We start from the raw sequence: 17828 nt of genomic DNA on the forward strand, positions 1-17828 counted from the left end.
TCGGCCTTGCGCAGGGTCTGCAGCATGGTGGACCAGCCGGAGGTTTCGACGAGGTCGGGGATGGCGCCGTCGTCGGGCAGCAGGAGCGGGACGAGGACCAGCGAGGTGCCGCGGCCGTCGGGGTGGGGCCGCAGAGCGCGCCCGACGGCTTGCAGGACTCCGGCGCTGCTTTTGGTGCGTGCGGTGAGCACGACTCCGTCGATTGCCGGGACGTCGACGCCTTCGGCGAGGCAGCGGGCGTTCGCGAGCACCGTCCAGCCCGCGTCCGGCGGGTCGCGCAGATCGGCCAGGGCTGCGCGGCGCTGCCTGCCCGGCATCACGCCCGAGACGTGGGAGGCGGTCAGCCGCCCCGGCGGGCGGTTCTCAGGCGGCAGCGCGGCGACCGCCTGGGGCAGGGTCTGCGCGAAGGACGCGGCGTCGGCGACGCGCCCGGTGAACACCAGCACCCGGCGCAGGCCCCACGTGGTCGCCGCTTTGGCGAGGGCGGCCTGCACGACCGCGCGGTGCAGGCCGGCTCCTTCGTGCCCGGTCGCTCGTCCGCCGTGCCTGCCGTTGCGGAGCAAGGACGTCGCCTCGGAGCGGGGAACGCCGATGACCGCGACCCGGTAGTCGTCCACCCAGCCTTCGGCGATCGCCCGCGACGCGGGATAGTCGTAGGCGACCGGACCGTACACAGCGGGGTCGGCCATCGACACCGACTCGAGTTCGCCGCCGGGACGCGCGACGACGACTTTCGGCGTCGCGGTCGCGTACAGCCGGAACCTGCTTGGGAACCTGGCCTCGTCGTGGACGACGGCGATCGCCTTGTCCGCGCGGCCCGCTGTCCAATGGGCCTCGTCCACGACCGTCACGTCCGCGCTCACACCCGATCGGAGCAGCGCGCCTGCCACCCGATCGGCGGAGAAATGCGTCGCCAGCACCAGTTTCAGCCCGCGCAGCCGGTTTGTCAGCCAGTGCGCGACGAACTCGGGGTCGCGGCTGACCGGGCACGGAAGATCGTCCGGATGCGTCCAGCTTTCGCCGATGTCGGGATCGCCGCACACCGCGATCGCCTCGTGGTCCACTCCCGCCGACGCCCAGACGGCCAGTGTCTGGGACAGAAGATCCAGGGTCGGAACCAACACCACGACGACCCCGTCCGGCGGCGCGATTCGCACCGCGGAGCACAGAGCCACGAGTGTCTTGCCGGTGGCGCAGAACATCAGCAGCCGCGCGCGGCCGGACGTCGCCGCGACCGCCGTCACGCTCGCGACGGCGTCGGCCTGGTAGTCCCGCAACACGACGGGACAGTCGGCGGCGCCGAGCACCTCCGCGGGGAACGAAATGGACACGGCGCGCGAGCGTACCGACGGCAGCCTGTTCCAACCCACTGCACAACCCGATGTCTAGGCACGCGTCGGCAAGAGAGCCCTGAACTCGCCGACCTGCAGAGATACGGCTCTCGGACGAGGTCGTCTAGGCATCGCTTCACGTCAACCGATCGAGCGAAGAGTGTTCAAGAACGGCGCACGGCTCCGTGCGACAGCTGGCCCCACGCTGACACAACTCCGACTCCAGACCCGTGCGGTGCGATCGGCCGTGTTTCCTCGCATGGCCTGTGGCGGCGGTAGATCCACACGGCGTACCGGGGAGCTCCACAGCCAGCGCGGGCGCTGACACGAACGCCGGAGCGAGAGGTCCCGCGCGGGACCGGTGCCCTGTGGCGATCGGGCGGCGGTCCTGCGCGGGATGGCGCTGGCGGTTGTCAGGCTTCCGGTGCGGGCGTGTGAGCGTTCCCGGTCGCCGTCGAGACGTCGGTCTTGTCCGGGTTGATGGCGAATCGCTTTGGCGCCTCGAGGGTTTTGATCGCGTACCCGTCCGTGACGAGCTTCTCGCACGCGTTGTTGACCGCGCCCCCCGATCGGTTGAGGTATTTGTGACACGTATTGGTGTCGTGGCGGGTGGATGGGACTGCACTCCGCCTAGGCGGGTGGCGCGAGATCGACTGGCGTCGGCGAGGACCACCTCCGCACTCGAGAAGTAAATGTCACCGACGAGCGCGCCGACGCCGCCGAGGCGGGATCATCCCCGCTCGCGCGGGGAGAACATCGATCTCCGTCTTCTTGCGGTGATCGACGACCGGACCATCCCCGCTCGTGCGGGGAAGACGAGGATCGTCAGATCCGGGATCTTGAGGATCAGGGACCACCCCCGCTCGCGCAGGGAATACACTTCTTAACCTGCGACACTATCTCATTGTCGGTGTATTTTCATTCACTTCTGTTCGGTCTCCGCGTCCGGAGCATGGCCCCTTCCTGTCGCCTTGGGGTTGTCATCCCGACGGTTGGTAGTCGACGTTCGAGCCGGGCATTGACGTGGCGAGGATGCCGTTAACGCCGAGTCTGTGGGTCCGACAGCGGTCTTAGCCCTGGGCACGTGGTCTCGAACCCGGGGCCAGGGCGCCGTCGTTATTGTCGGCTCAGTGACTGTGTTTGGCTCGATCGCTATAGGAGAGACGTTCTTCCTCGTCGTCGGCACCGGGAGGGGGATTCGAGTTTTGTTTCGGCGCAGTGCCGCCAGCGCTGCGGTGGCGGACTTGGGCTGCTTCGACGCCTGCGTGGAATTCGCGATCGAGGGTGTCCTTGGCGCGGACCCTGGAGGCGGCGCCGACATTCGTGCTGCTCAATCGTACGGATTGCGCGACGACGGCTTCCGACTGTGCGGTGAGGATCCTCCACATGCGGGCGCGCCTACCGGTCTGGGGCGGACCGAATGGGCTTGTCGTATCGGATCCCGGTACGTGGAATGTTTCGCGGTAGGCCGCAGCCAGTGCGAGGGTCTCGTCCCACCGGGTTGAGTGTTCTGGGTCGATTGGACGCGGTCCGAGGGAGGCGGCCCACGCCGGCGGATGGCCAGTAACTTGGTGGCGGAGGGCAGCGACGCGGTCCCGGACTTCAGCGTTGGTGAGTTCGAGTCGGCGCATGCGTTCCAATTGCTCGCCGGGGGTGGGAATGTCGGCTGTGGGGAGCCACTGCAGTGCTGGGCCATTGTTGTTCAGGCGGGAGAGGTGTGCGAGTTCGGCGACGAGCGCTCGCGCGACTCGGTTGGGCAGGTCGTCGGGGTCGGGTGCTCGGTCGTGCGCGACCGTGTGGGCAGCTGAGTCGAGGGCTGTGTCGGGGGCGAGGAAAGCGAGCGATCCGGCGGCGGCGTGACGCCAGACGTTGTTCCAGGCGGGGTCGGCGACGTTGGCGTGCGGGAGATTCCGGGAGACGATTTCTAGCCAACGCTCGGTTTGCTCGTCGGTGGGGTTGGCGGTTCGTGCGGGTGGCCGGCGGTTGGTGCGGTAGTTGCGGAGCGCGGCCAAGAGCGCGAGGTCGGGCGCGTCGGCCCAGGCGAAGTCGTTGCCGCGGGTGACTGCGTGCAGCAGGCGTTCTGCTTGCCAGCCTTCGTCCTGGGCGTCGGCGAGGGCGTTGAGGATTGCTTGTTCGGCACCGCTGTTGACGGTAGCCGGGACGTAGCGGGCCAGCAGGTCGAGGTATCGATCTTCGTCTCCTGCGCGGGCGAGAACTTCGTAGCGCTTGACCAGAACATCCAGCGTTTCGACGTGGGTCTCGCGTTCGGCGTCGAGGTAGTCGAGCGCGTCGTCGGCGGTGAATTCGGCAGGTTGGTTTGCCGGAGAAGGCTCGGCGGCGGGAGCAGGGGCGTTGTAGCGAGTCCAGCGGAGGGTGAGTTCGTCCCAGCTGTGGGTGCGTACGCCGTGGGTCTCGGGGCGTGGTCCGAGCGGGCGGTCGGGGTCGCTGTCGAGCTGGTAGGTCTCGCGGTAGGCAGCGGTGAGTCCGACGATTTCGTCCCATTCCCACGCGGTGATGGGGTTGTCCGGATGCGGGCCAAGACGCGCCGTCCAGGCTGGCGGATTGCGGATGGCTTCGCCGCGGAGGTGTTCGAGTCGGTTCCGGATGCCGTCGTTCATCGCGGCGAGGTATTCACGTCGGCCGGGCTGGGTGCGGGCTGCGGCGAGATCTGGGCGGGATTGCCAGGGCAGTGTGCGGGTGTGGACTTGGCCGCGGTACTTCTGAGCGTCGAGTTCGCGGAGCAGGGCGTTGGCGGCGTAGGCGTGGTCGGGCATGGGGTCGGGGGAGCCGCCTCCGTCGAGAATGTGCCGGGCGGCGAGGTGGTGCGCGGTCGTGGTGAGGGCGACTTCGACGTCATGGCCGTGTGCGATGGCACCGGTTGCGATGCGCCAGACGCGGTTCCAGCGTGGGTTTTCCACGTCAGCGTCGGGTGCGATCGTGTCGAAGGCCGTTCGCCATCGGTGGACGTCGCGCGGGTCGGGGTGTCCAGCGGGTGGCGCGGTGGTGTCGGTGCCGAGGAATGTCGTGATGCGCGAGGCGAGGACCGCGGCGGGGTCGTTGGTTCCGGTGAGCGGTGACCCGGCGGTGAGTCGGGGGAGGAGTTGTTCGGGGCTCCAGCCGAGATCGTTGGCGTTGCGGAGAGTCTGGACGAGCGCCGCTTCTGCTTTGGCGTCAAGGGTTTCAGGGGCGTGCCGGGACAGTGCGTGCAGGTAGGTGTCTTCGTCGAGGTAGGTCGCGGCGTAGTTGTAGTGGTCGACGAGCGTCGCGAGCGAGACGACGTGGTTAAGGCTGTCGCGGTACGCCTCGGTCGCGGACGGTTCGATGCTGGTGTGGTTGAGGACGCCGACGAGGACTTTGCGGGCAGCCTTGTCCGGGTCGGGGTCGACTTCGGGGGTCTTCTGGTGCAGGTCGATGACGTGGTGGTGGGTGACGACGTAGAGGTAGTTCTCTTGTTGTGCGCGGGTGATCGCGGGGTAGAGCTGCTCGCGGGTCATGGTCGGCGGGACCAGGGAGTGGGCGTTGCCGGAGCTGGTCATGCCCTGGACCCGGTTGACGGTGGCGGCGTAAGCCAGTTCGACGTAACGGCGGACGTAGTTGCGGGGCAGGGTGATCCGTGCGCCGTGCTCGACGTGGCGGACGGTCAATTGGCCGCCTTCGTGGGCGGTGAGGATGCGCCAGGTGTCGCCGTTCTTGACGAAGTCCGCGCCGCCGAAGAGGCTCAGGCGGCGGTGATTGTGCCGGGTGACGACCGTGTCGCCGGTGCTTGCCTGGGTGCCGTCGTGCAGGTCGACTTCGGGGCCGGTGGGTTCGCTTCGGTGGCGCAGCCGGATTGCGCGGGCCTCGAGGTTGAGCGCGACGGTGTCTTCGTTGGTGGGCACGATCAGCAGGGAGTCGGTTCCGGAACGCAGATCGCGTCGCCATCTGGTCAGGGCTGCGTTGCGCATGGTTTCGACGGAGCCGGTGGAGATGCGCCGGCTGTCGGCATAGAAGTCGATACCCTTTTCGTTCCCGACGCGGATCATGAGCGAGGCGGCGGCTTGTTCGTCGCGGTCGTGGCCTTTGAATCGGACGACTTCCGAGAACCGGACTGCGCCGACGTCGAGTGCGATGAGCCTGATGGCTCCGCCGGCTTCGACGGCGGCGAGTTGCCGGTCGTCGCCGATCAGGCGCACGTCGGCACCGCGGTTCAGTGCGTAGGTGACGACGGTGTGCAGGGTGTGGGTGCCGGCCATCGCGGCCTCGTCGACTAGGACCAGGTCCCCCTCGGCGATCGGGAACTTCCGCTCCGCGACTCCGTGTTCGAGCGCGGTGGGGAGCTGGTGCAGTGTGTGCGGGCGGGCTCTGATCGACACACCGAGCCCGAGTGCGGCCCGCGCGGAGGGGCCGAATGCGTAGACCTGCCGTCCTCGAGACCGCCACAGGTCCGCCAGCACTTTCATCGCGGCGGTCTTCCCGGCACCTGCGGGAGCGAGTGCCAGCTGCAGCCGTTTGCCCGAGCCGGCGAATTCGGTGACCATCCGCTGTTGGCCCTTGTTGAGCTTCGAGGAGCGGAGTGCCTTGCGAACGGCGCGGTCCGGAACGCGGTAGCCGCCGCCACGCTTGGCCCAAGCGACGAAATCGCCTTCCTCCGCAAGGGTTTGCGTGGTGGTGTAGCGGGTGGAGTGGTGTTCGTGGAATACCGACTCTCCTGAGCGGCGCCGCAGGAACGGCGCTTCGGCTATGAGGGTCGCGCCTTCCAATGCGAGGGTGGTCGGCGACGAGATCGCGCGGTCTACGACGCGGTCGATCAGCTTGGCCCGGTCGTCGGCGGGCACCGTGAGACGCGCCGTCTGCCGGTGGGCTTGTGCTTCGAGGTGCCAGCGGGTGAAGTGCGCGTACTTCGCGCTGACCACGGCGACGACGGCTTCGGCCAAACCGTCGAGATCGTGCTCGGACATTTCGGCAGCCGGCGCACGCCCGCGGACGAAGACTCCTCGGCCTAGCTTGTCGATCGCCTCCTGGCCTACGAGGTCGCGGGCGAAATCGTGCCAGTCGTCGGTGTGCTCGGCCAGCGACTTCGGCGGCGGTTTGCCGGGGCGGCCGTCCAGCTTGGCGGCACGGTCGATCGCGAAGATTTCCTTCGGCCGCGGCTCGCGCCCGTTGAGTTCGCGGAATTCGACGATCCGGCGCGCGCGAGCGGCCTCGAACTGGCGAGTCCGTTGCGAGAAGCCCTTGATCAACGGAAGCGGGACCGCAGCCAGTTGCCAGATATTCCGGTTGTGATCGACTCCGTTGGCGGGACGTTGTGTCCATCGTGCACCGTGCTCGCGGAACAGATCGCGAGTGCGGGTATCGAAAAACTCTGAGGCGGTGACGGTTCCGGCGAGCATCGGGCGTCCGTCGAGTGCTGTCCATTTGCCGTCTTCGGATCGGCGGACTTTGGTTGAGATCAGCGCATGGAAGTGCAGATGCGGGTCTCCTGCGCGGCTGTCCCAGTGTTCGAAGATCGCCACGGTGATGCCGTCGACGTCTACTTGGGCTTGGCCCTGGTTGCCAGCGCGGGTGAAGGCGAGGTTCTGCTCGACGTAGGCCAGGGTGTCCTGCATCGCTTGCCGGACAAGGTTCGCGATCAGTTTGCGTTCGTCCGGAGGTGCCAGTGCCCACGCAACCGACACGGATTTGTCGGGTGCGAACACCATCTCGTAACCGGATACCGCTTTCCGGAGCTTACGTTGCTCTTCTGCCAGCCATGTCTGCAGCGCGGCCGGGTCGACCGGGCCGCTGGCTCCGGTCGCGTCGCGATAGACCTGTTTCTGGACTTCCTGGCGGATCTCGTGTCGGGTCGCAGCGTCGATCGGTGCACCGACAGGTCGGCCGTGCTCGAGGTTGTAGTCCTTGTACGCCTGTGCGGTGTGGACACGCATGAGGTCCAGTCCGCTGTAGACGGGAAAGCCGCGGCCGAGCTTTGTGGCGCTGAGAGCTTCGGCGGCGGTCTTGCCGTCGGCGATCATCTCGTTCTCGATCGCGTCGGCGTTGGGGTGGCGGCCTTCGCCGAAGAGCGCCTTCATCTGGGCAGGTTTGACCTCACCGGTGAGCCCGAAAATCTGCGCACCGGCGCCGAACCATTCGCCTGCCGGGTAACCGTGGGAGAGGTAGTAGCCACTCAACAGCTCGCCGGGGTCGAGCCTGCGGTCGTGACACGCGACCGCGTTGGTGAGGTACTCATGATCACCAGGGCTCAGCTTACGCGAGCCGATCACCGAGATCGAGCGTACGCCGCAAAATCAACGACGCCCACCTGACTCAGAGGATCTGCAAGATGTCCTGTGTGTTCGGTGGGCCGTGCGGGCGGCGCGGGGTGTGGGCGCGGCGGTGTCGGCGGCGGGGCAGCCGCATGCAAACGGGGCGGGGTGCGCGGTGCGGGCAAGGAAGGTGTTCGGGGCGCGGCTGGGTGCCGGCGCGCGCTGTGTGGTGAGGCCGGCGCGGGACGCGCCTGCCGACCGGGCACTGATGCGGTGCGGACACACGAAAGCGGCCGCCGGTCGTGAGACCGGCGGCCGCGTCGGTTGGGTGGCTGTGCGGCTACGCCGCAATCAACTCCCGATGCTGCGAAACGGCGCGCAGCGGCGGGCGGTCGAGCTCGGTGCAGTACGCGCACCGCCCGACCGGTTCGGAACGGTGCTCGGCGGGGGTGCGCTCAAGGTTGCACGCAATGCACAGAGCGCCGTCTGTGAGCGGACGCTGCCAAAGGTTCCGGTACAACTTCTCCAGGCGGCCGCGCTCCTCCGGTGTGACTTCGTCGCGTTCGTCGAACAGTTCGCCGCGTTCGTCCTCGTACTGTTCGGAAACACGGTCGTCCTTGCGTGCGCGCCTGGTCTGCGGGATGGCGGGCTCAATCGCGCGGTGGTTCTCGTCGTAGCTGGTTTGCGGTTCGTACTCGACCCGGGAGCGGCGTGCGCGGACCTCGAACGGCTCGCGCGGCGCGGAAGCTGGGCGCGGGATCGGCTGCGGGACCCGCCGGGGTGCAACCGTAGAGACTGGTTGCGGGATCGTGTGCGATTCGGCTTCCCGGCGGCAGAACTCGGAGCAGTACGTCATGTCGGGTGCCATGCTGAGGTTCCCGTCGCAGTGCCCGCACCGGTGGATGTCTCCGGACTCGGCCTCGCGCTGTGTTTCTTCCGCTGCGCGCTTGGCGCGGATCGCGTTCGCACGCTGGCGACTGGCGTAAACACAGGTCGTGAGCAGGGTGCGGTGGGCTTGGTCGATCGACGGCCACGCCTTGTGGCCGCTGCGGATTGCGTCGGTCACGGTCGGGTGGTCGGCGGATGGGTTTTCCAGCAGCGTGACGCACGCGCGGAGCGCTTCGCGCTCGTGTCCTTCGGCGCGTGCGGCGAGCCAGCGCAGCGACTGACGCGCGGTGCTGCGGTTGTGGGCGGGGTCGGCTAGGAGCGCCGTTACGTCGTTCGGGTGTCCGGCGAGCGACGCGCGGGATTCGGTGGTGTGCACGCACGCCGCGAATGCGCGTTGTGCGTCCGGCGCGAGGTCCGTGAGGTGTTCGTAGATTTTGCGGACGCGCGCGAGGGTATCCGGGTCGGTCGGGTCGGTGGAGTTGAGCAGGTGTGCGCAGGTCATGAGTAGGGCCTGCGGGGCATCTGAAAGATGCTCAAACATCCACCGGAGCGCGACGAGCGCCGATGCCGTGCGCGGAGGCGTAGCGCTGAGCGCGGTCACGACGTCGTCAAGGGTGTAACGGTGCCGCCGATCGGTGTCGGTCATGTCGATAATCCATTTCTGTTATGTGTGGGTTTCCGGCGGGTCGGGTTTGGCGCCCCGGTCAACCGGTAATTACCATATTAATGGTGACACTCGCTATTCTCAATAATGCAACGCCAGAAAAGTGGAATACTTTGGGATGCTCTGATCTGCGGTAGAGGCGACCAGGTGCAGAGCGGCGGAGAGGTGGCCCCGAAGCCGCCCGGGGCAGGCCCCCGGCCTGCCCCTAATGCCTGACCGAGGCCGCAAGGGGACCCGAATGCAAGGGTGGGGCCTCGCTATTGTTTTGACGCGCTTTTTGTCAAAAGAATAGTGGGGTGCCCTTGTATTTGGGGCAGCGGCCGATACAATTTCGGGGCCACCTCTCCGCCGCGGACGCGACCGATCCGCAATCGCCGGCCACCGTGTCTGGCCTGTGCAAACGCTCCGGGGCGGCCCTGGCTATGCTGGTCAGGTCGCGACGTGATGGGCCTTCTGTCCCGTGGGCACGTCGCGACACCCGGCGTCGTTGCTTTGGCGAGCCGTCGCTACGGCGATGTCGGCCCTGTGCCGTGCGCCGCCGGTTCGATGGGGTCGGGGACATGCGCCCCGGCCCCATCCCGCAACTGCTGCGACGCGACTAAACTGGCGACCGCAGCCCTCCCTGCACAGGGAGGCAATCATGCCGCAAGACGAACAGCGACAGAGCCGTCGTCGACGCCGATCGAGTGCCGAGGTAGCTCGGCTGAAAGCACTACGGCAAGCGCACGCGGAGAAACTCGAACGCGTCCGGCAGGACGAACAGCGGATCGACGACGCACTGGCGCCGTTCGCGGAAGCCGCGGAAGCCATCGCGGCAGCGAAACGGCGCTATGAAGAGCGGTGCGCGCGGATCGCCGCCAGGCTGGAACGCGACTTGGCGGATCTCGACCGCGCACGAGCGAAAGCCGTCGAAGCAGCGGCTGCAGAGCGGGGGGCGCTGAAAGAGGTGCTGGACGACGAGACCGACGAGCTGCGCGCGGTGATGGGGCAGTCGGTCCGGACGATCCGGGAAGTGGGCACTGGAATGCCGGAGACTGCCGCTCTGCTCGGCGTCAGCGTGGGCGAAGCGCGCAGGCTCGCGGCTGTGGCGAAGAGAGCGGCCGGACACGTGTCCCTGGCTGAATCGACGGCTGATGGTCCCGCGCACGAAGCGTCGTCGGCCACGTCGGCAAGCGAGCTCGTTCCTGAAGTGGAAGCGGTGCCTAGCGTCGAGCTACAGGGTCCGGGAGCCGCGGCGGACGGCGAGTGAGGCAAGAAGTCGGGCGCATGCCTCACTCGGCGGCCATTGAGCGAGGAGGGTGGAACCCGGCCGCCGCGCAGCGTCGGGAGAGACGCGGCGGCCAGGAGTCATGCGGCGGAGGCTTGCTCGGCGGCAAACCTTCGCAACGCTGCGGTGTCGTTGAAAGCAGGGGGTGCGAGCGCGTAGCGCTCCCACCCCCTGCCAGGAACGGCGAATAGCGCTTTTCGTTACCGTAGAGGCATCTTCGCGGCGTTCGCAGTAGCGCCGCGTTGACGTGCCGCTCGACGTTTGATCACCGCGCTCAACAACACTGTGATGCTGGCACCGAGGAACAGGACACCGCCGAGGTGGGGTTCGTCCCAGCCGAGATCGTGCACCTTCGAGAAGGAAAGCGCGCACGGTAGGGCAAGCGCATGCGTGACAACCAACGTGCGTGCGGTTGACCGGCCTTTCGGAGTAGCGCGCCGACGTGACTGGCGATCGTGGACGAAGCCGATAAGCATGCCGAGCGCTGCGTAAATCGGGACGCGCACCGCGTCGACTGCGGTCGGTGCGGCGACGAGTGCGACAGCGCCCAACGGCGCAGCTGTGAGATAGAGGCCGAAGGCACCGGCGAGCGACCATTCGCGCACCGACAGACCAGGAGCGACTCGAGCCATCACCTGAGGGTAGGCCGATCTAGCGCCACGGTTGGGGGAGATTCGTCGTGCGAACCGGTTTCGAGGCTGGCTTGGTGCTCGTTGCCGTGAAGCGGTGGCCGTTGGTGCATGCGCGCTGTTGCGGATCACGGCCGAATTCGTTTGGTCAGGGGACGGATGCACCTGTGACGTAGGCACGGCGCACCTCCTTGAGGGCGCGATAACAGGAAAGCGGGGTGGGAGCGGCAATTGCCGTTCCCACCCCGCTGGTGGAGCCTCACTACCGCCCGGACTGGATCAGAACGGTGCGTCAGAGCCCGAGGATGCGGCGACGAGAGCATCCTCGGAGGCAGGAGTGGTGTTCCAGGGGTCGTTCTCCGCCTGGCCGGGACCGGACTGGCGGGTGGCCTTGGTGACCTTGGCGGTGGCGTAGCGGAGCGAAGGGCCGATGTCGTCGACGGTGAGCTCGACAACGGTGCGGTTCTCGCCCTCGCGCGTCTCGAAGGAGCGCTGGCGCAGTCGGCCCTGGGCGATGACGCCGGCTCCGCGCTTCAGGGACTCCGCGATGTGCTCGCCAAGGTTCTTCCAGGCCGTGCAGCGCAGGAACAGAGCCTCGCCGTCTTCCCAATCGCCGGTGCGCTTGTTGAAGGTGCGGGGGGTTGACGCGATGGTGAAGTTCGCGACGGCGGTGCCGTTCGCGGTGAATCGCAAGTCGGGGTCCGCGGTGAGGTTGCCGGTGATCGTGATGATCGTGTCGCCAGCCATGGTGTCCTCCTGAGAGGGGTCGGTGGTGTGGAACGCGATCTGCCTGGAGCGCTCCCTGGGCGGGGCCGGTACGGCGCGGATCGGCTCGTTCGTCCGGCGTGGACCGGCTGTACTCGTCGGGTCGTCACTCGCGGTCTGAACAGCCGGTTCACCCGGCCGGGCGGGGCGAGGCTCCGTGCCGTTCACAGCCCTGCCCGGGGTGTGCTGGGCTGTGTGCGATCCGCGCCCGGCTCCCTCACAGAGGTTCGGCGGGCGGCGCGTCACATCAGCGGCGGTCCATCCAGGCCAGCAGCTGGCCCGCCGGGTGTGTCGGCGCTGTCGCCGCAAGCACCGATCACGTACGGCTCGACCGCGAGATCGCGCCCCGTGAAAAGCGGGTCGAACCATGACGGCATCGCGGGCATCATCTGCGCCCGTGTCGCCTTCGGCCGGCGGCACGGGCGGCCATGGTTGTGTCCGCGTGAAGCGGGCGCGTTGTTGGCTAGTTGCGATCACAGGATTCTGGAAGGGAGGCTTGTGTTCGCGCTACGTGACTGCACCTTGGCTGAGCTGCCCTTGGACAGGGCACTAGCCTGGTCGTCGGGTTCAGCGACGGGAGGACGCGAGATGAGCGACAGCTCGGGATCGTCGGCGGATGGCGACGCTGCTGAGGCGTCCGGTTCGTGCGCGGCGGCCGCGCCGAAGTCCGAAATTGTGGCTGTTCATGAGGGCGCGGACGGCTGGGGCGTCATGACATTCCGATCGCGGGCGGGCGACTACCAGCGGGAGCCGTGCGCGCAGTGTCCGTGGCTGATCGGATCTCCACGGGGCGCGTTCCCGCCAGAGGTCTTCCGGCACTCGGCGCGGACCGCCTACGACCTTGCGACGAGCACCTTCGGGTGTCACGCCAGCCCGCGCGGCGAGCCGCGGATGTGTGCGGGCTTCCTGCTGCGCGGTGCCGCGCACAACCTGACAGTCCGGATGTACGGACCTGGCGTAGACGAGGTGTCCAGCGACCGCTCGCTCTACGACAGCTACCGGGACATGGCCATCGCCAACGGCGTCGCGCCCGACGACCCAGCCCTTCAACGCTGTCGACACGCCGAGATCGACTGCATCGATGCGGAGGAGCGCGAAAACCCGGACGTCTGAATCCGCACGGCGTCCAGTGGCGAGCGTCGCAGGCGTCGAGACGCTGGCCGAGCAGCCGGTGCAGCAGGCCAAGCGCGACGGGCAAAACCGGCACTGACCTCAGCATCGGACGCGGGAGCAGGACGGCGGCTGGGTGTTGTCGAGGACGATGGTGTGGTTCTGCGGGCTGCGTGCCGTAGGAGGATATGTATACTCTGACGAGGGAGTTCGGCTGCCGCCGACGGTCCGTTCTGCTGCCAGCTCGGTCTGAGGAGTGCACGAGAAGGGCGCGGCCCATGCACCCGCCGCGCCCTCCCGGCATTCAGTCCGTCGTCGGGCGTTCAAGCCAATCGCGTTCGGCACGTGCGATTGCGGTGAGCGCACTGGTCTGAAGCGCGATCGTCGGCACCAAACTTGCCAGCCGAACCGCCTCGGACAGCTGCGAAGGCGGGTCGATGGCAGCAGCGGCGGCCCTGGCTGCGCTGACGTCTCCCTTGGCCAGTTCCCCGAAGGCGACGGCTCCCGCAAGGTGCCGGGCGCACTCGAGCGGCGCGATTTGCAGCAGGTGGCGGAACAGGGCAAGTCCTGCGCTCTCGACGTCGCTGCCGGAAGGCGGAACGAGCGCTGCTTCGCGGAGTCGCGGCGCACTCATGCCGGCGATGAGGTCGGCGAGTTCTTTGTCGGAGTCGGGACGCAGACCGTTTGCCCATGCTGTGACTGCGCTGTCGATCCGATGGAGCCGTGCTTGGAGTGCCCAATAGTCGAAGCGACTGTGTTCGGCTTCGATCTCTCGGGCCGCCTCCGTCACGAGCGAGCGCAGCCTGGGGAGGGGATCGGCTACCGCGGCGACTGTCCTCGTCATGACGGTGGCGCAGTCGCGAGCGGAACGGAAGTAACCGGAGAAACCATCGCCGGGAGCGAAGGGATCGGTTCCTCGGCTGACCCGGTCCGCGACAAGGTCCGCAAGTGGTGTGGGCGGTTGTACCGTCTGGGCGGCCATGGACGCTTGCAGGTACTCGCCGATCAGGCAGTGAGCGGCCGCGAGCGCGGTGCCGATCCGCGGGCGAAATTCGGCCGGTGCGAGCCGGTGGAGGTGCATCAGCACGTTGAGCCGTTCCAGCTCCGGTTCCGTACCGCTCGCGGGCAGGACGCACGCGTCGCGGAACAGCGGCGACGTGAAGCTGGCAATCAGGTGCGCGATGTGCTCCCGGTCTTGGGGCAACGGACCTTCCCCTGATGACGTGACAGCGCGGTCGAAGGCGGCCAGCCGTTCGGCGATCGGCCGCGGCGAGTCTTCGAGCTGTGCGATGACTTGGTGAGTCGCCGTTTCGATGGGTGCGCGTTCGGCTTCGGACGCCGGCGCGAACAGGTCCTCGAGGGACCGGCGACTCGGTTGGACAGTGAAGCCGGCCGCTGCGGCTGCGACGGCGCCCGGAGAGGTGGTCGGGTCAGGCAGCACGCCTCCGCAGTCCGGCAACGGGCAGTAGCAGCGGCACCGGACGCCTTCGCGGAACTCGGGCAGGAAGTAGACCGCCCTGACGGGGTGTCCAGCGGCGATGAGCGAAGCGGTGAGGGTCTCGATTTCCTCGCACCAGGGCAGATCGGTGCCACCAGTGTCCTTTTTGGACACGGCAATGACCACGATGCCTCCGGAGGTCTGGGTGCTCAGCGGTTCGGCGAAAACCTCGCTGCACTTGACGGGATCTGCGAGGAAGTGGTCGATGTCGAGTCGCATCGTGAGCCCGACGCGCTCACGACCGTCCTCGCGGGGCTTCATGTGGATGACGACGATCGATTCCTCGGGGTAGAACCCGCACACAGCCGGGACGGAGGCGAGAAACTTGGCTACGGCATTGGGCAACGGCATCGTTTTCCTCCAGGGAAACGGTTTCGGCCGGTTACGATGTGGAGCGTCGGCGATTCGGGCGGCCTTGGGCGTCGATCGCCGGACGAGGTCCAGGCAGCGCACCCGCCCGGGGCCCGGGCCCGCAGCCGCGACGAATCGTGCGGACGCGTGCGGGCCCCGGCGGGTGTGCTGGGATCGCCGGTGCGGCGATCACCAGGTTGTCCGGGTCGCTACCGAGTGCGGATCACTCGGGGCAGTTGGCGGCCGTAGGCGATTCCGTCGTCGATAGCAGCGGTCAGTTCGCTCCAGGTGAATTCCTCGACGCCGAGGTGTCGGCGGGCCGCGTCGACGAGGTGTTGAGCGATGTCGGTGTCGGTGATCCAGCCGTTCGCTGCGAGTTGGCCGAGCGACCTCGCGGCGGAGAGCACCGCCTCGTGGCGACCGCCGACCTCAGCCGTGCGCACCCGCTGAACCTCGCCGGCCACTGCGGCCCGGACATACGCGGCAATGCGCGGGTCCGCTGCGTCGGGTACGCGTTGCTGCGGGACGACTGCTGGTGGCGGTGGCGGCGTGAGCCGATCAACGAGCCATCGAGGAAGGGGAGCGACGGGAAGGTCGCGAATCACTTTGTAGGGCAACGGATCTCCATTGCGATCCACGAGCGAGCCAGGTGCGACGACGAGTCCGCCGTGGCCGCGGGTGTCCACGCCGCGGCCCAGTCCGCGCTTCGAGGTTCCGACCGAGCTGCGCAAGCATTGGTCGGGCGGTTGCCGGAAGAAGCGATGCTCATTTCCGTCATTGCCCGGTGTCGCGACCGTGAATGTCGCGACGGGATCGGGTAAACCCGCCTGGCGAGCGAGGTCGGAGAGAACCTCGCGGCCGTGCGGGCCGTTGCGCGCTCGCTGGCCGCGAGGATCGTCGAGGTCTAGGACGACGAGATCGGAGGGGCCGCAGGCAATCCCGACATTGTCGGCGGGATGACGGCGCCACCAGCCGACAATGGTGGCAGCGTCCCTGGTGGCCCAGCGCTGCCAGCCTTCGATTGCCGGTATCTTGCCGCCGGCCTTGAGCGGGAACACTGCCCACCCCCGCGCCGCGCACCAGAGCGCGGCGGCCAGGAGCCGACGCGGACCTTCGATCGCAGGGAAGGGCAGGTCAGGCCGGATGGGCGGGGCGGAGTGAATTCGTGAACGGTGCATGGTCAGCTCCCGTCGTGTGAGGAAGCATTGCCGCGGAACGCGGCGCCGGGCGCGAATGCCGCACCCGACGCCGCGCTGCTCGGCGGGATCAGTCGTGGTCTGTCGTTTGCTCGTCGGCGGGATCGAGTGCCTCGTCCGGATCGTCGAAGGTCCCGTCGCTGGAGATCTCCTCGTCGACCAGTTGAGTGACAGCCTCGCCCTCGTCGTCCGGTGCCAGAACCTTCAACTCGATGTCAGAAAGGGTGTGGCCGAAGTCCTGAAGCGTCTGCAGGTACTGCTGCTGCAGGTGGTTCGGCGCACGCCAGGGGCTGCGGTCGCGCTGCAGCGCTTCCTCGTGCGCGGCGAGGGTAAGGAACGCGTCGAGCACTGTCGCCTGCTGGGCGCTCAGCCGCTCGAGGTAGGCGACCAGGTCGTCTCGTCCGAGCAGCGCACACGCCAGAGTGTGCCCGCGTTCCATCGCACGGACCAGAGGCTTGTCCCCGTTCGCCTTCTGGACCGCGAGCCAGTTCTGCAGGCCCGTCGGGACTTGGCGACGCCCGGCAAAGGACTTCAGCCAATCCAGCCGCTTGGGTTTGGCCGCCCTCCACAGCTTGTTGTTCTCCCTGACCCACCGCCGCTGCGCGCGATTCCACTGCACTTCGGCATCACGGTCGTCGTTCTCGTCGGGGGCTTCGGCGCTGCTGTCCGGTACCCATCGGAGCGCATGTCCGTGCGCGCGGAAGTTGTGGCACGCGTAGCGAGCGACCATGACGTAGCCGATGCCATGCGGGTCTTCCTCGTCGTCCCGCAGATACCGGCGTCCTACCCGTACACAATGACCCGCGCAGGATGCGTGCTCTTCGGCCGTGAGTTCGGTTCCGCGGGGCGAGTCTGGGCTGGGGCGCAGGTCGACCAAGGGCAGGGCCGATTGGGCTTCGTCGCTGTCTTCGGCCAGCACCGCAACATCGGTGGTGTCGAATTCGGCGGTCACGGCGTCGACGAGTCCCTGGCGGATCTCATCTTCCCGAAGATCGTTGCGGAACTTCTGCGCCAGCATCTCGAAGTTGCGCGGCCTCTCGTTGGCCGCGAGGATCAGTTCCTTCGCCTGCTCCGTCTTGCCCTGCTGGTCGAACCAGGCGATCTCGGCGAGTTGGGGGAGGGCCAGCCCATAGCGGTCACCGGCCTTGGTCGCCAGCTCGCTGGCCCCTGCGGCGAGAGTGTTCTGTACGACCTTCCGCTGCTGACCGCGTCGTTTCGCGATCTGGGTCGGAGACACGCCCAGTTCGAGCAGGTACTGGTAGGCCTGGGTGTTCTCCTGGTGTGTGAGCGGCTCGCGGTGATCGTTCTCGTCCAGCTGCTCCAGCACCCGGTCGATCTCCCGGGTCTGGTCGTCGCCCTGCGGGGGCAGGTGCATCCAAACCGGAACGGTCGTGCCCGCTTTTCGAGCGTGCAGGACGCGTCGCTGACCGGAACGGATGACGATCGTGCCGTCCATCGAGCGGTATCCGTTCGCGGCGGTGGTGACGCCGGACTCCTGGTAGTTGCGCACAGTCGCGGCCCGGGTCTTCACCTTGAGCGACCGGACGTTGTCTTCAAGCACGATCTCGTTGGGATCGGCGTGCACGATAGTGTCGACTTCGTGTCCCCACTGGGATTTCCACGATGCCAATTCGTCCTCGTCGACGGGACCGACGACCGAACGCTGAGTCGGCACGGTTTCCTCGGCGGTGTCCGCGTGATCGGATTCGACGGCTAGGTCCGTGGTGGTGCTCATTCATTCTCCTGGCAAAGGAATTCAGCGCCGTCGTGATGGACGGCGCGGGTGTCCCCGTGCGGGACGCACGTGCTTGAGCGCAGCCGCCGGGCGCGGGCGGATCGCCCCCGCCCAACCGGGCGGAGCCCCGCCCGAGGGTCCTTTTCGGACGCGGCGATGCGGCGGGGTTCCGT

At 67.7% G+C, this 17828-nt stretch carries 10 protein-coding genes; 2 read left to right on the forward strand and 8 right to left on the reverse strand.

The genetic code is table 11. From position 1 onward, the window contains the following. From ABD156_RS23770 to ABD156_RS23780, 3 genes are all read right to left on the reverse strand, one after another. Positions 1–1331: DEAD/DEAH box helicase family protein (locus ABD156_RS23770; protein ID WP_344277672.1), on the reverse strand; the 1331-nt coding region annotated here is incomplete at its 3' end. Positions 1332–2458: 1127 nt separating this feature from the next. After that, positions 2459–7570 (reverse strand): MobF family relaxase, encoded by a 5112-nt coding sequence (gene mobF, locus ABD156_RS23775; RefSeq protein WP_344277676.1) that lies wholly within the window; start codon positions 7568–7570, stop codon positions 2459–2461. Positions 7571–7892: 322 nt separating this feature from the next. Beyond that, on the reverse strand, positions 7893–9086 hold the full coding sequence (locus tag ABD156_RS23780) for a CobW family GTP-binding protein (RefSeq protein ID WP_344277679.1): 1194 nt from the start codon (positions 9084–9086) through the stop codon (positions 7893–7895). A 658-nt stretch (positions 9087–9744) separates the two neighbouring features. Here ABD156_RS23780 and ABD156_RS23785 point away from each other — a divergent pair. Beyond that, positions 9745–10353, forward strand: a complete 609-nt coding sequence (locus ABD156_RS23785; protein ID WP_344277682.1) for a hypothetical protein — start codon at positions 9745–9747, stop codon at positions 10351–10353. Between the two features lie 218 nt (positions 10354–10571). Here the strand turns inward: ABD156_RS23785 and ABD156_RS23790 are convergent, their stop codons facing one another. Next, positions 10572–11003, reverse strand: a complete 432-nt coding sequence (locus ABD156_RS23790) for a hypothetical protein (RefSeq protein WP_344277685.1) — start codon at positions 11001–11003, stop codon at positions 10572–10574. Positions 11004–11279: 276 nt separating this feature from the next. Further along, positions 11280–11747 (reverse strand): single-stranded DNA-binding protein, encoded by a 468-nt coding sequence (locus ABD156_RS23795; protein WP_344277687.1) that lies wholly within the window; start codon positions 11745–11747, stop codon positions 11280–11282. 606 nt (positions 11748–12353) lie between these two features. Between ABD156_RS23795 and ABD156_RS23800 the strand changes: the two genes are divergently transcribed. Then, positions 12354–12878 (forward strand): DUF6283 family protein, encoded by a 525-nt coding sequence (locus tag ABD156_RS23800; RefSeq protein ID WP_344277690.1) that lies wholly within the window; start codon positions 12354–12356, stop codon positions 12876–12878. Positions 12879–13179: 301 nt separating this feature from the next. Here ABD156_RS23800 and ABD156_RS23805 read toward each other — a convergent pair whose 3' ends face one another. The 3 genes from ABD156_RS23805 to ABD156_RS23815 form a co-directional block, all read right to left on the reverse strand. After that, on the reverse strand, positions 13180–14724 hold the full coding sequence (locus ABD156_RS23805; protein ID WP_344277693.1) for a DUF4192 domain-containing protein: 1545 nt from the start codon (positions 14722–14724) through the stop codon (positions 13180–13182). A 209-nt stretch (positions 14725–14933) separates the two neighbouring features. After that, positions 14934–15902 carry a bifunctional DNA primase/polymerase gene (locus ABD156_RS23810; RefSeq protein ID WP_344277696.1) on the reverse strand — a complete coding sequence of 323 codons (969 nt, stop codon included), beginning with the start codon at positions 15900–15902 and terminating at the stop codon, positions 14934–14936. 88 nt (positions 15903–15990) lie between these two features. Further along, positions 15991–17655 (reverse strand): ParB/RepB/Spo0J family partition protein, encoded by a 1665-nt coding sequence (locus ABD156_RS23815; RefSeq protein WP_344277699.1) that lies wholly within the window; start codon positions 17653–17655, stop codon positions 15991–15993. Between the last annotated feature and the right edge of the window lie 173 nt (positions 17656–17828).

The sequence above is a fragment of the Amycolatopsis albidoflavus genome, assembly GCF_039525725.1.
Taxonomy (GTDB): Bacteria; Actinomycetota; Actinomycetes; order Mycobacteriales; family Pseudonocardiaceae; genus Amycolatopsis; species Amycolatopsis albidoflava.

What these genes read in the sequence shown, in the direction of transcription:
- ABD156_RS23780 (WP_344277679.1), bottom strand. Translation starts at nt 9,086, where the DNA reads ATGACCGACACCGATCGGCGGCACCGTTACACCCTTGACGACGTCGTG.
- ABD156_RS23815 (WP_344277699.1), bottom strand. Translation starts at nt 17,655, where the DNA reads ATGAGCACCACCACGGACCTAGCCGTCGAATCCGATCACGCGGACACC.
- ABD156_RS23810 (WP_344277696.1), bottom strand. Translation starts at nt 15,902, where the DNA reads ATGCACCGTTCACGAATTCACTCCGCCCCGCCCATCCGGCCTGACCTG.
- ABD156_RS23805 (WP_344277693.1), bottom strand. Translation starts at nt 14,724, where the DNA reads ATGCCGTTGCCCAATGCCGTAGCCAAGTTTCTCGCCTCCGTCCCGGCT.
- ABD156_RS23800 (WP_344277690.1), top strand. Translation starts at nt 12,354, where the DNA reads ATGAGCGACAGCTCGGGATCGTCGGCGGATGGCGACGCTGCTGAGGCG.
- ABD156_RS23785 (WP_344277682.1), top strand. Translation starts at nt 9,745, where the DNA reads ATGCCGCAAGACGAACAGCGACAGAGCCGTCGTCGACGCCGATCGAGT.
- ABD156_RS23790 (WP_344277685.1), bottom strand. Translation starts at nt 11,003, where the DNA reads ATGGCTCGAGTCGCTCCTGGTCTGTCGGTGCGCGAATGGTCGCTCGCC.
- ABD156_RS23795 (WP_344277687.1), bottom strand. Translation starts at nt 11,747, where the DNA reads ATGGCTGGCGACACGATCATCACGATCACCGGCAACCTCACCGCGGAC.